Raw genomic sequence first — 14,115 nt, 5'->3', positions numbered from 1 at the left:
CCAAGTTGACAGGCACGTGTCTAGCCAGTGGCAGGAATGCATTTCTCATAGGGTTTCGCTCGCGACACTACTTTTGAGGAGAAGACTTCTTCGCCGGGCTGGTCTTTTTGCCCGAATTTGCCTTGCGGGCGTTCTGCTTCTTTTTGTTGCCGGGCCCGACCGGTTCCACAAACATACCGTGTTCGAACATGACCGGTTCGCTCATGCGAGGATCTCCGGTTCGCTTCAGTTCGCCGATCAATCGCTCATCCAGTTGCGATTCTGTCTCGGCGTAATCTGAATTGCCTGCCAAATTGTTCAAGCAGTCTGGATCCGCTTTCAAGTCGTACAATTCCACTCTCGGGCGACGTCCAACCATAAAGTCAAATGCCTCAGGATATTTTTCGCGATTCAACGTCACGAAGGCTTTGGTGGGACTCGCATCCAAATCCGGATAGGCCGCAAAGGTGTTTTCGCGAAGCAGCTCTTCGGACGGGAATTGATCGTCGCTCGCGTCCATCGCGGGACCGTCCCCCAAAGGCGTTCGATCGGGCTCGAAATTGATGATGTACAGCCAATCGTCGGTTTGGATGGCTCGCTGTGGGTAAGGCTTGGCTCCTTCGCGTGCCATCGCAACGTGACGTTCACGTCCGGTGAAGACCGCATCTCGATTCGGGTCAACGCGTCCGGATTGATCGCTCATCAAGAGAGGCGTGATCGGCTGCGAGATCATCGTCGCGGGGGCTTCGACGTCGGCGACCTCCAAGAACGTGGTCGCCAATTCAGGAAGCGAGACAAAGTCCGTCACGACACGATTCGCATGTTGAATTCCAGCAGGCCAGCGAACCGCCAGCGGAACATGAGTGCCGAAGTCATACAAATTGCATTTGCCGCGTGAGATCCCCGGCACGCCATGGTCACCGCTGACCACCAACAGAGTGTTGTCAGCGATGCCAAGACGCTCCAGCTCTTCATCCAAGACAACCAAAGCGGCATCAAACGCCATCGCTTCGCCCAAGTAGTCCGCGAAGTCTTCGCGAATTTCGGGAACGTCGGGTAAGTAAGCGGGCAATTTGCCTTTCAAGTCATCCGGGTTGATTCCCCAAAGTTGTTCACCACTTTTCGCAATCCATTTGCGGTGAGTGTTGGTTGGACCGAACCAATAACAAACGGGTGAGTCACCATCGAGCTTGCCATCATTGTCGGCGTCCAAGAAGTTGCGAATGTTTTGGCGTACTTCGTCGAACAACTTGGCTTTGGCCGCATCGCGATCCTTGGCCCTCATCACGAACTGCGAGAAGCCGTTGAATTTCGAACCGGCTTTGTTCGATGCGGTTCTGGCTCCACCAAACGGTGCGTTGCCTGGACTGCCTGGACTCCAAACTTTGTAGGTGTGACCAATTCGGTAACCAGACTCTTCCAACATCAGCGGGTACGCGGGCAGCGAAAAGTCCCAGACGGCACCGAGCAGAATCGACGCCTTCTCGCATCTCCAAAAAGGTTGCCCCGACATCAAAGAACTTCGGCAAGGCGTGCAGGAAGGCGCACTGACGAATGCATTGGTGAACAGCACCCCGTCGCGAGCGATCGAGTCGAACTTCGGTGTGGAAATGACTTCGCTTGCGGTGCCGGGAAAGTGCTTTGCATAAGCGCTGGCGTAGCATCCCCAATCGTCCGCGAATGCCATCACGATGTGAGGGCGTGACTTCGTTTGTTCAGATGGATTTGCATCAGCCAGTGCCGGTGCGGCAAAGAACAGCAACAAAGCACCAGACAGAAAACGGGAACATTGCCGATCGAGCATGGCATTCTCCGACGGAAGAGTCTCAGGTGGGATGATGGGGAGGGATCGAGACGGGGCGCAAGCCAACTGCTCCCTCGTCTCGAAGAATCATCCTAGCCAACATCCAACACGATCGCTGAACTTCACGCGGAAATGCGAATCATTCGGACAAAAAACCGTCTGCGCCGTCATGCCGGCACAGCCACTCGTCGCGAAACTCGTCCAGAGTTTCGGTCTGCTGTAGCGAAAATCGTCAAGAGTTTCGGTCTACTGTAGATCTGATTGGAACTCGTCAAGAGATTCCGTCTGCAAACAGACTCGCCGAAAGTCTTGACGACTTTCGCTACGAATGACAAACGACTTTCGCTACGAATGGCGAGCGAGTTTCGGTACGAATGACGAGCCATCAGGTGAGGGCGTCCGATCAAACCAACTCCGATCGTGGCGTTTCCTTCAAAATCGTACGATTGCCACCGATGGGAACGGCGGGGGTTGTGCGGTATTCTTCTGCTCTCTCGTATTCAGCCGCGTCGCCAGTCTCGTGTAGCAAAAATTGTCTGTAGCGAAACTCGTCAAGAGTTTCGGTCAGCTGTAGATCTGCTGTAGCGAAACTCGTCAAGAGTTTCGGTCTGCAAACAGACTCGCCGAAAGTCTTGACGACTTTCGCTACGAATGACCAGCGACTCACGCTACGGATGGCGAGCGATACACAGCAAACGCCCTTTGGCCTCCATCGAATCCAGCCCCATGCCCGAGCCCTCCTGCCGATCAGTTGCGATCATCGGTTTGGGGTTGTTGGGTGGAAGTGTGGCACTGTCGATTCGCAGACGTTGGCCGTCGGTGCGACTGACCGCCTGCGCCCGATCGCCTGAAACTCGGGCCTTGGCTTTGGATCGATCCATCGTCGATGAGGTCTTCGAGACTCCCGATGGCGCCGCGAATGGCTGTGATTTGGCCGTGATCGCCACGCCAGTCAACCGGATCGCGTCGCTGGCCCAAACGCTTGCGGGCGAGTTTCCAGAGCTGACGCTAACGGACGTCGGCAGCACCAAAGGCGGATTGGTTCGTGAATTGGCGGGTTCATCCGCGGCGAGACAATTTGTGCCGGCACACCCCATTGCGGGGAGCGAAAAGAGCGGCGCCGAACACGCGTCGGCCGAGCTTTTTGACGACAAGCCGATCGTGTTGACCCCCAGCGGAGAAGAACTGCCGCACCACGTGAACCGAGCGACCGCATTCTGGCGTGCGACCGGCGGGCGAATTGTCACGATGCCCGCGGAAGAACACGATGCCACCTTGGCATTGACGTCTCATTTGCCACACTTGCTGTCGTCACTGGCCGCACGCCAAATCACTCCATCCATGTTGTCGCTGGTCGGCACCGGTTGGTTGGACACGACTCGCGTGGCGGCTGGGGATGCTGACCTGTGGACCGCCATCGTGTCCGAGAATCGCGAAGCGATCTTGGGCGCGATCCAGCAATCGCAAACGGATTTGTCCACTCTGCATTCCATCGTGACCCAAGGCGACGACGAAGCCCTGCGAACGTGGCTGGAAACAGCCAAACAAATTCGGCTCGACGCCCCGACTTAACAGCCAACATCGCACCGCTGCTGGCGGTCCTCAAACGATTCCCCCCGTTTCCATCCTCCTTTCCCGAATTCGCACCATGCCGCTTTGGCAAATCGACATTCATCCCGCCCCTGGTCAAGTGGATCGACTCGGCGAACAAACGGCCCGTGAGATTCACGAACTTGGATTGGGCGACGACCTCTTGATCGCGGCCGCGCGAGGGTACCTGATCCAAGCCAACATCGATCACGCTTCCGCCTCCGAAATCGCATCGACCCTGCTGGCCGATTCGATCACGGAATCCGTCACGGTCGGGCAACCAGGAAAGGACGCCACGGGCGACGAATCAGATCTGTCGGAACCACCCGAGACCCTGATGGAACTGTTGGCCGAACGCGGCATCGAATCCGAACCGCACCTCGTTCATGTCATGCCCAAACCCGGCGTGATGGATCCGGTGGCCGCCAGTACCGAAGGTGCACTTGCAGACCGCGGGGTCGAATCCGGCACCGTCAAAACGTTTCGCAAGTTCTGGATCGCTGGCACCGACGAAGACCAACTGCAATCAATCTGCCGACGTGCGTTGTCCAACGATTCCATCGAAGCGTTCGTGGTGGGACCGTTGCAGATGGATCGACTGGATGTCGGTTCACCTGGTGAATTCGAATTGGTCCACGTACCGATTCGCGAATTGGACGACGCGGGGCTTGAAAAACTTTCCAAGGAAGGGCAGTTGTACCTGACCTTGGTCGAAATGCAGACCATTCGCGATCACTTTGTCGAACTCGGCCGCGACCCAACTGACATCGAACTGGAGTCGGTCGCTCAAACCTGGTCCGAGCACTGCAGCCACAAAACGTTGGCAGGACGGATTCATTACAAGGGCCCCGGTGCGGACGGCACTCCGGGCGGTGATGAACGCCAATACAACAACATGCTGAAAGAGACCATCTTTGAAGCCACGCAAACCATTCGTCGATCGCTGGGGGATGACGATTGGTGCGTCAGCGTCTTCAAGGACAACGCCGGCGTGGTCACGTTTGACGAACAAGACCACGTGTGCTTCAAAGTCGAAACCCACAATCACCCGTCGGCACTGGAGCCCTACGGCGGCGCCAACACGGGCATTGGCGGAGTCATCCGTGACCCGATGGGAACGGGCATGGGCGCCAAACCGGTTTGCAACACCGACGTGTTCTGCTTCGCTCCGCCGGACGTGTCACCGGATGATTTGCCACCAGGTGTGCTGCACCCGCGGCGTGTGATCCAGGGCGTGGTCTCGGGCGTTCGTGATTACGGCAACCGCATGGGAATCCCCACGGTCAACGGAGCGGTCTACTTCGACGAGCGTTATCTCGGCAACCCGTTGGTCTACTGCGGCAACGTCGGGATCATCCCGGTTGGCATGGAAGACAAAGAGGTCAAACCCAACGACTTGATCGTTGCGATTGGTGGACGAACCGGACGCGATGGGATCCACGGAGCAACGTTCAGCAGTGCGGAACTGACCAGCGAATCCGAATCGTTGTCCGGCGGAGCGGTCCAAATCGGCAACGCGATCACCGAAAAGATGGTGCTCGACGTGCTGATGCAAGCTCGCGATCGCGGGCTCTACAACGCGGTCACGGACTGCGGTGCCGGTGGATTCAGCAGTGCCGTTGGCGAAATGGGAGAAGAGCTTGGTGCCGAGGTTTGGCTCGAGAAAGCTCCGCTGAAGTACGACGGTTTGACTTACACCGAAATCTGGATCTCCGAAGCTCAAGAACGAATGGTCTTGGCCGTCCCGCAAGAACATTGGGACGAGCTGCGTGATCTGTGCGAAAGCGAAGGCGTGGAAGCAGCCACCATCGGACGATTTGTTCCGACCGGTCGCCTGCAATTGACCTTCAACGGCCAAACCGTTGGCGACGTTGCCATGTCGTTCTTGCACGATGGGCGACCACCGGTCATTCGTGACGCCGTTTACGAACCGCCAGCCGCGAAGCCATTGTCGATCGAGGATCGCGATGCAGCCGCCAACACCGAAACGTTGCTTAAGATCTTGGGCAGCTACAACGTCGCCAGCAAGCACTGGGTGATCCGCCAATACGATCACGAAGTCCAAGCGGGCAGCGTCGTCAAACCGCTCGTGGGCCCGCAGTGCGATGGTCCTGGCGACGCCGCGGTTGTGCGTCCGAAGCTGACCAGCCGTCGAGGCTTGGTGATCAGCTGCGGCATGAACCCGCACTACGGTGACTTTGACACCTATCACATGGCGGCATCCGCGATTGACGAGGCGATGCGAAACGCGGTCGCCGTGGGTGCTGACCCATCGAAGATCGCCATCCTCGATAACTTCTGCTGGGGTTATACCGACCGAGCCGAAACGCTGGGGTCACTCGTTCGCGCCGCCATCGCTTGCCAAGACATGGCGGTCACGCTGGGCACACCGTTTGTCAGCGGCAAGGACAGCTTGAACAACGAGTTCAGCTTCTTCGATGACCAAAACGAAAAGCAAACCATCGCGATTCCGCCGAGTTTGTTGATCAGTGCCATGGGACAGATCGACGACGTCAGCAAGTCCATCACGATGGACGCGAAAGAAGCCGGGAACGTGGTTTTCTTGGTCGGCGAAACGCACCGCGAATTGGGCGGATCGCATTTCGGTTTGGTCGAAAACGAACCGGGCGGTGCCGTCCCAGAAGTCGATGCGAATTTGGCGAAGAAAACCTTCGCGACGGTACACCAAGCCATCCAATCGCGATTGGTGCGGTCCTGCCACGACCTCTGCGAAGGCGGATTGGCCGTGGCCGCCGTTGAAATGGCGCTTGCTGGTGGACTGGGGATGGAGATCTCGCTGGACGAGGTCGCTCGCGAACAGTTCTCGCACGATGGCGTGATGACCGCCTCCGCACTGTCGGCGACGGAAGTCCTGTTCAGCGAATCCAATACCCGATTCTTGATTGAGTGTGTTCCCGAATCCGCGGACCAGCTGAAACAGCTTTTCCAAGACGCCGGAGTATCCCTATCGCGACTTGGAACAATCACGGACGGCGATCAATTCGTCGTACGAGACGGCGACAAAGTGGTGCTGGAAACGGACATCGCCACCGCAAAGTCCACCTGGCAAGCACCTCTGAATTGGTAAAAATCTGGCGAAGAAAAGCTGTCTTAACCTTCAAAAACCGCTAAAACGTCGGCGAATCGCTTGCAACGACAGCGACGACGTTCGTAGGTTCAGTGAAATTCGCATTGAACATGCGAGCCAGTTGACTTGTAATTGTGGCTGAATGCCCGTATTAGCCGAGACACTCGCCTGGCCAAAACCAGCTTTCAATTTTCCTCTCCAACCTCCTGAATTCGCGTGGAACTCTGGGTTCGCCGCATCGCTTTGATCGCCTACGTGGTAGGTGGCTGGCTTCTGCCCGCCGCTCATCATCATGGCAATGCGTGCGAAAAAAGCTGTCCAGACACCGAGCTGCATGCGGATTGCGGACAGGAAGTCGCCACAGCCGGGATTCGCGTGTCAGAATGCTGCTCGCATTCGGGTGACGAGACAAACGCAGCAACGAACCCCAGCAAATCATCGCTCGCGATCACTGCGGATGCTCCAAGGATCTCGGGTAATTACGCCCACGCCCATGGGTGCGGCGAACACTGCGTGCTTTGCAACGCTCGCACGATGGCCGAAAGCCCGCTCCCGAATCCCGTTCGCAGCGAAGCAGTTTGCTGCGTTTGCGATGAACAGGTCGATTCCACACCAATAGAAGACACGGCAGATAGCTGGCGTCCGCATAAACGCGGCCCTCCGGCATTGGCATAGAGCCTGCCGATTCTGGGCGGATGGTGAACTGCATTACACCGTCACGCCATTCCAAGTCTTCATCAGGGTGCGCAATGCACCCAAACCTGTGGTCACCTCTCATGCTGTTTACTTTCGTCCGCGCAGGTTCTGCGCCCGTAGTCCCGTTCCGTCCACGCAGATCCCACCGAGCATTCACACTGGTTGAGCTATTGGTGGTCATCGCCATCATCGGTGTGCTTGTTGGCCTTCTGCTACCGGCAGTACAAGCCGCCCGCGAAGCCGCCCGGCGCATGTCCTGCCAGAATAATCTGCACCAAGTTGGCATCGCCCTGCACAACTACCACGGCATCTTCAATCAATTGCCAAGCGGTTGGTTAGCCGATGACATCGACCATCACGAACCAGGCTGGGGCTGGGCAGCAGCGATCACTCCACAGATCGAAGCCAGCAACGTCTACGAAACCATCCGTTTCGGAATGGCCATCGAAGAAGACGAGAACCAACAAGCTCGCGAGGCTTCAATCTCCAGTTACATTTGCCCCAGCGACACGCTTGAAAACCTGTTCTTCATCGCTGAAGCTCACGGAGACGGCACCGGTCATCACCACGACCATGACGATTACGCCCCCGCATCGCTCGATGATGATCATGGCGACGATGACCACGATGACGATGACGACCATGATCACGGTCACAACGTGGATGATGGCGATGAGTTCTTGTTTCGAATCGCCAAGAGCAATTATGCCGGCGTCTTCGGAACCTTCGATTTACATGATGACCTGTACCACGGCGACGGGCTGTTCTACGGCAACAGTCGCCACCGATTCCGTGACGTGCTCGATGGCCTGAGCCAAACCGTGATGGTCGGCGAACGCAACAGTCGTTTGGGTGGCTCGATTTGGCAAGGGTTGATCCCCGAAGCCAATGCCGCCGCCGCACGAATTGTTGGCGCCGCCGATCACGTTCCCAACAGTGACGCGGGCCACTTCGAAGACTTCAGCAGCTACCACGCCTCGGGTGCACAATTCGTGTTGAGCGATGGATCCGTCCGCATGCTGACACAGTTCATCGACCTGGAGGTCTACCACGCATTGGTGACTCGGGCGAACTACGAGGTCATCGAAGCCGACTCGTTCTGATCAGGCCGCTGATTTGCGAGCGGCCTGGCTCGGTGAAAGCCAACCGCGGATTCCGTCCAGGTCCGCGGCCCAGGCTTCGCTGGTTCGTCGGTCACAGAACGTGTGGAACATTCCATCAATCGTGTCGCTGAGCGTTCGCACGGCTTCGATGCGATCTTCTGGGCCGAAATCATCATCGTCCTCATCGAGATGAATTTTCGCTCCGCTGATACCAAACGTTTCGGCTTGCAATGTCAGATCAAATTGCTGCCCTTCACGAATCAGCGTCATGCCAGTCTTCCGAGGCAGTTTGCCGCTTTGGATGGCTCGCATCGCCTCCGGCAACTTGACCGGACATTCCGCTGAGATCGACTCTTTGCCGGAATCACCCAGCGGGCACTCAAGCGACAAAGTCTTGGCCAGCATCAACGTGACTTCGGTGCCGTCGTACATTTCGATCGTGTCGGTCTCGGTTTCCAACATCCACCACAGCCAGAGAAGGAACTCATTGCCCAGAAAGTCGGGTGCCTGTGAGTGTTCGTTGGCCCAAGCCACACCACTGAAAGCTTCGCCGGTTACGAAGCTGGCGGGCATCACATCGTCCATCTCAGCATAGCGATCGTTCTCGCTGGCCCAATCCTTGGCCACGATACCAGCACTGATGTGACCGCATTCGATTCCGAAAACGCTCTCCAATAAGTCGACACAGTGGCCGCTTCCCGTCCCCGCGGTGCCGCCGTAGTAGAGCAAGTCTCGACTGCAATCCCACAGCAACGAATGCTGTTGGAACTTGCGATACTTGCCAGTCGCGGCTTCCGCTTCGCAACGTTGTTCAACGGCTTCTTTGGCTTCTTTCTTTTGTGACTTCGTTGGCTTCCCGCCGGGGTTGTCGCGGCTGAGTGCTGCAAGCTCCATTGCCATCCAAGCCTTCTTGATCACTGAAGGAACTTGGTTGGTGTCGATGCGGACGCCAAAGTGCACCGCATCATCAATGATGTTTTTGACCATGTCAAAGTCTTGGTCAAACAGATGGTCTCCGCCGAGAAATCCCAGGTGCACGTTTTCCTCCGCCGCCGTTTCCGTTCGCCCAGCGACGTGAGCTGCCATTTGCTCCAAGTGCTCCTGGCCAAACGGGCCGTCTTCAAATTGGTTCACACGGAAACGTTCAAAGGAGAGGCTACCGGAGAGAAACGGCATGAAAGAAATCCCCAATCGATGGCGGAAGAAACCTAGCCAGCACGGCGGCTGTGTCGTTGGCTTATCGTCCAACCATCGAACGAAGTGTGTCGCACCGAAGCCAGACCATCGCTTCAACGCAAATTACCCAACCGTCACCACCCATCCGTGGCGGAACCGACTTGGAGCGTGAGCGAAAGGCCCAAGACGGCGTCATTTTTCCGATGCCGTCGTCCGGCTACGGATGGGCAGGCGAAACCGATTCAGTTTGTCTCGCGGATCTTCTTCCACGAACTTTCGAAAGGCTTCTTCGACTTCTTCGCGATGCTTTCGCGGCAACTCATCGATGATCGCCTGCATGGATTTCTTCTTCAGCTTCATCCAACCGTCGTAATAATCTTTGCGAACCTCTTCAATCTTTCGCTTCAGTTTTTCCTTCGCCTGATCGTCCAACCCGAAGTCATCCGCCAGTCCGTTGATTGACGCGAATTCGTCTCCGTACTCGCGTTTGAGCTGTTCCAAACGCACCAGCATCGTGAGCTGCTCGGATTGTTCCGGCGTCACATTCGCTGCGATTCCATCACCAGTTCGCGAAGCAGCTCATGGGTTCCAGTCATACTGCTCCCAGCGTCTGACTTATGCATTTCGAGCGATGCGTTCACGTACTTTTGATAGGCTTCCTTCAACTCGACACGTTGCTTCGTGCTCACCCCCAACTTCTCCTGCAAGTCCAGGTCTGATTGCACACGCGACAGTTGGGAAGAAATGTTCCGCATGCTGCTCAATTCACGACGGACCTCGTTGGAGACCCTTGTTGCTGAGAACCGCTCGGCATACTCCGCTCGTTTGGCGGCGGCAGCCTCTTGAATCTTTCTCCGCTGAGTTTCATCAAACAACTGCAACACCTTCTGCTGAGCCGCCTCCATCTTCTTCCGCTGCTCAGCGGGATCGATCTGCTCACCGGATTTGGCTCGAAAACCTGCCGTCACCACATCTCGATATTGCTGCATCGCCACCAAGAATGCGGTCCGTTGTTCGGGGCTTTGCCCGATTTGTTCAGACAACTTCGCATCCCGTTCCAACACGTACAGATCAGTGACACGCAGAGGCTTCTGCTCGGCCTCCGTTTCATTGGTTACCTCGGCTACCCCAGTGGAGTCCTGCCCGGCGGAGTCCTGTCCAATGGAAACACCGGGCATCCAACTCAAACCAACCAGCACGGCGAACAAGCAGATCACCGACGCATCACACACCAACCGAATGCGATTCAAACACAACATCGCCACTCCTTTCCGATTGCAAGGCAACTACTGAACGACAAACATTCTCACGCACGGAACCACCCATGCACGGGAAAGCCTAACGATCGTGGCGTGCCGATTTCGCTTGGATTGCGAAAACGCCAAGAAGAAACGGGACGTTGATCGACGACGCAGCTAGCCGACTGATTCAGACGACTCAGCCATGCGGATCAATCCAATAACTCGTGCAAGTGTATGAAGGACTTGCCCAAGCGACCGCCATAGTTGCCAGCGCTGATGCGGATCAAACCAGGAACTTTCGCGGCTGCATGAATCGCCGCACGAGTCCCTTCCTTCAAGCAATCCAAACTTTCGCCATTCAGGATCAATTCCATGATGCAATGAACACCGTCAGGCACTCGCGATTTTTGCCCGAGCTTGTCTTTCAGCGTCGGACAAAACTCGGCGTAGGTGCTGGCGATGGTGAAGTCGTAACTGCTGCCCGCCTTGGAACCACTGGCCGCGATTCCTCCCGGAAACGTCGTGATGCATCCGGGAACCAAATCGCTGGCTTCGGCAGCTCGCTCCGCAGCTTCGATCGCAACATCTTCGTTGGGTCCAAAGAACCAAAGGTTGCCACCCATCACGCCATCCGACATTCCGAAACGACGCGAGAGGAAGAATTCACCGCCAAGAATTGGAATCACCCACCCCTTTTGTTCGTAGCGTTCCTCACGGAACTGATGACGGTCTCCAAAGAACGCAACTTTCCGACCGAGTTTGAAATAGTCGTCCGAATCAATGCGATTGAAACAACGAGCGGTTGGACAAGTCAGCACGTTCTGGCTGATGCGAGCCAACATCACCTTTTCCAGATGTTCGCGTCGATCCTTCCGAAACCGCGGAACATGAAACTGCACCACGGCACCGATCCGACCGTCGGGTGTCGACTCGGGCGAAACGATCTCCGCAACTCCGGCTTCGCAGTCGCACAAGATCGTGCTGCTGGCGTGCCCGGTCGCGGCGGAGGTCGCGTGGTCGAGCCACTTACGATCGCGAGCCGTGATCAACACCTCGCCATACAAACTGCGAAAGCCTTCGGCGTAGGTGTCTTCCACCAACTCATTCAATGGCAACGGTTCAGAGGCGACTGACATCAGCGTCCCTTTCCTGGGTAGACCTGCTTTTCCGTCACCACCATGTCCATGTAAATGTCATGCGGTTGCATCGGAATCTCGTCGAACATTTGACACTCAAATGCCAATGCGACGAGCGGAGCATCCGGCCGCACGTTCTCGAGAAGCTTGTCGTAGTAGCCTTTGCCGTGACCGGTACGCCCACCTTGAGAATCGAACCCGACGCCAGGAACCAAAATCAGATCCAAATCTTTGGCCGTCACTCGTTTCGACGCGACCTCTCGCAAATCTTCACGAGGCTCCAAAATCTTGTACATGCCTTCGGAAAGTTCCTCCATCGACTCCAGGTGAAACAATTCCAATTCACCATCGACGCAGAACGGGATGATGATTTTCTTCCCGCTCTCGATCGCCGCCGGCAAGGCATGACGCGTGCGCACCTCAGCACGAACGTCGATGTACCACATGACGCAGTCCGCCGATTGATACGCGTCCAAACCCATGACCGCTTCCGTGATGGTTTGGCTCAATCCATCTTTGTCTGCCTGGTCGCGTCGTGCAGCGTGAGCGGCCGTACGAATCTCCTGTTTGCGGGCCGCCAGTTTTTCTTGCTCGGTTGTCATTGGGTCCGAAGCTGTCATCAGTCACTCATTCGAAAAAAGTAGCGAACTTGGCCGCGGGTTCATCCCAGCGATCCGTGTGCTGAGGCTCGTACGTTTGAGTCGGAAAACTATGCCGTACCAATTGCCGCGCCTCGTCGATGGAATGCAGCGAACCGCTCCCGATCATCTGCATCAGGATGTTTCCAATTGCAGTTGCCTCCACCGGACCAGCGACCACGCGACGCCCGCAGGCATCCGCCGTCATCTGGCAAAGCAACGCATTGAGCGAACCACCACCGACAATATGAATGGTCTCGATTCGCGAATCTGTCAGCGACTCCAAATGCTGCAGACACATTCGATAGCGCAACGCCAGTCCTTCCAAGGCGCCTCGGAACAAGACGCCGTTGTCGGTGGGAACTTTCTGGCCCGTGCGTCCGGCTAACCCGCATATTGCATCAATCATATTGTCCGGAGCCACCAAGGCCGGATCATCGGGATTGACCAACAATTGAAATGCCGGTGCCGACGCGGCGGCTTCTGTCATCTCTTGCCAGGACGGCGCGTTGCCCTGGCGATCCAGGGCGGCTCGGATCTGCTGATAGATCCACAGACCGCCGATGTTCTGCAGCAACCGCGTGCTGCCCTGCACTCCGCCTTCGTTGGTGAAATTCAAATCGGCACAGAGCGGTGTGACAACGGGCGACGGCACCTCAACGCCCATCAACGACCACGTGCCTGACGAGATGTAGCACCAATCGGGTTTCGCGGGAGCAAAGTTTTCGGCCGGAACCGCCAACACCGCCGACGCTGTGTCATGGGTCGCTGGCAAGATCACGGGCACGCCGTGCAAACCGGTTTCTCCGGCGACGCTACTTTGAACCGTCCCAATCGTGGTCCCGGCGGCCGTCGGCTCCGCGAACCAACTGTGGGGCAGTCCGAAACCATCGAGCAGCTTGGTCGACCAAGCCTGTGTCGCGGGATTGAGCAACTGAGTCGTGGACGCATTGCTGGCTTCGATCGAACGTTCACCAGACAGCAGCCAGTGAAACAAATCGCCCATCATCAAAAAGGATTCCGCGGTCTGAAACACCGAATCACCGTTCTGCTTAGCGGCGATCAACTGACACAGTGAGTTGATATCCATGAACTGCATGCCCGTTTCCGCGAAAATCGTGTCCTTCGGAACGATCTCGCAGATTTTGTCCGCCATGCCGCGATGGCGGGCGTCACGGTAGTGCCACACGGGCGCCGCGATTTGATCGTGGGCATCCACGAACCCAAAACTCACTCCCCAAGTGTCGACGCCCACGGAGGCAATCGACGCGCCGGCCCATTCGGAATCGGCCCGCAACGCCGCGTCGCGAAGCCCGTCCTGGATGTCCTGCCACAGTTGCAGGTGATTCCACAGCATGGCGTCCTGAACCTTGAGCGGACGATTGACGAAACGCCCGGTTTCCGCCAGCTCCAAACGATCCCCGTTCAGCCCCCCAGCGATCACGCGACCACTGGACGCCCCCAAATCAACCGCCAAGTGAACGGGACCAGAAAACGAAACAGCACTGCCATTCGGGTCGGCGGACGACATGAGGACTCCAACAAACGATCGCACGGGGTGGTGGGGAAGGACTCACGGGCGCCAACACAAACCGGCCAATCGGTGCTTCGGCGGCAACCTGAGAGAGCAAACAACCTAGCGTGACTAGGAAAGCCGGGCGAGA

General features: G+C 56.9%; 10 protein-coding genes. 3 read left to right on the top strand and 7 right to left on the bottom strand.

Annotated elements, in window-relative coordinates:
- Window positions 1-67: 67 nt before the first annotated feature.
- A complete protein-coding gene (locus tag LOC70_RS20725) occupies window positions 68-1,783 on the bottom strand; it encodes a sulfatase family protein (RefSeq protein ID WP_230255877.1) in 1,716 nt (571 codons plus the stop codon).
- Window positions 1,784-2,509: 726 nt separating this feature from the next.
- Between LOC70_RS20725 and LOC70_RS20720 the strand changes: the two genes are divergently transcribed.
- The 3 genes from LOC70_RS20720 (at window position 2,510) to LOC70_RS20710 (ending at window position 8,260) form a co-directional block, all read left to right on the top strand.
- Entirely contained in the window at window positions 2,510-3,355 is an 846-nt protein-coding gene (locus LOC70_RS20720) for a prephenate dehydrogenase (protein WP_230255876.1), read from the top strand.
- 76 nt (window positions 3,356-3,431) lie between these two features.
- Complete coding sequence (purL, locus tag LOC70_RS20715; protein WP_230255875.1) at window positions 3,432-6,461, top strand: phosphoribosylformylglycinamidine synthase subunit PurL; 3,030 nt, start codon at window positions 3,432-3,434, stop codon at window positions 6,459-6,461.
- 776 nt (window positions 6,462-7,237) lie between these two features.
- Window positions 7,238-8,260, top strand: a complete 1,023-nt coding sequence (locus LOC70_RS20710) for a DUF1559 domain-containing protein (RefSeq protein ID WP_230255874.1) — start codon at window positions 7,238-7,240, stop codon at window positions 8,258-8,260.
- Here LOC70_RS20710 and LOC70_RS20705 read toward each other — a convergent pair whose 3' ends face one another.
- From LOC70_RS20705 to LOC70_RS20680, 6 genes are all read right to left on the bottom strand, one after another.
- A complete protein-coding gene (locus tag LOC70_RS20705) occupies window positions 8,261-9,436 on the bottom strand; it encodes a hypothetical protein (protein ID WP_230255873.1) in 1,176 nt (391 codons plus the stop codon).
- Between the two features lie 192 nt (window positions 9,437-9,628).
- The gene (locus tag LOC70_RS20700) at window positions 9,629-9,979 is read right to left on the bottom strand and encodes a hypothetical protein (protein ID WP_230255872.1); all 351 of its coding nucleotides are present in this window, start codon (window positions 9,977-9,979) and stop codon (window positions 9,629-9,631) included.
- The gene (locus tag LOC70_RS20695) at window positions 9,976-10,695 is read right to left on the bottom strand and encodes a hypothetical protein (protein WP_230255871.1); all 720 of its coding nucleotides are present in this window, start codon (window positions 10,693-10,695) and stop codon (window positions 9,976-9,978) included. The genes LOC70_RS20700 and LOC70_RS20695 overlap by 4 nt, the downstream gene beginning before the upstream one ends.
- Window positions 10,696-10,886: 191 nt before the next feature.
- On the bottom strand, window positions 10,887-11,813 hold the full coding sequence (fhcD, locus tag LOC70_RS20690; protein ID WP_230255870.1) for a formylmethanofuran--tetrahydromethanopterin N-formyltransferase: 927 nt from the start codon (window positions 11,811-11,813) through the stop codon (window positions 10,887-10,889).
- Complete coding sequence (locus LOC70_RS20685) at window positions 11,813-12,433, bottom strand: 5-formyltetrahydrofolate cyclo-ligase (protein WP_230255869.1); 621 nt, start codon at window positions 12,431-12,433, stop codon at window positions 11,813-11,815. The genes fhcD and LOC70_RS20685 overlap by 1 nt, the downstream gene beginning before the upstream one ends.
- A gap of 7 nt (window positions 12,434-12,440) precedes the next feature.
- Window positions 12,441-13,982 carry a rhamnulokinase gene (locus LOC70_RS20680; protein WP_230255868.1) on the bottom strand — a complete coding sequence of 514 codons (1,542 nt, stop codon included), beginning with the start codon at window positions 13,980-13,982 and terminating at the stop codon, window positions 12,441-12,443.
- Between the last annotated feature and the right edge of the window lie 133 nt (window positions 13,983-14,115).

The organism is Rhodopirellula halodulae, assembly GCF_020966775.1.
Lineage (GTDB): Bacteria > Planctomycetota > Planctomycetia > Pirellulales > Pirellulaceae > Rhodopirellula > Rhodopirellula halodulae.
This window is presented reverse-complemented; position numbering and strand designations above follow the sequence as displayed.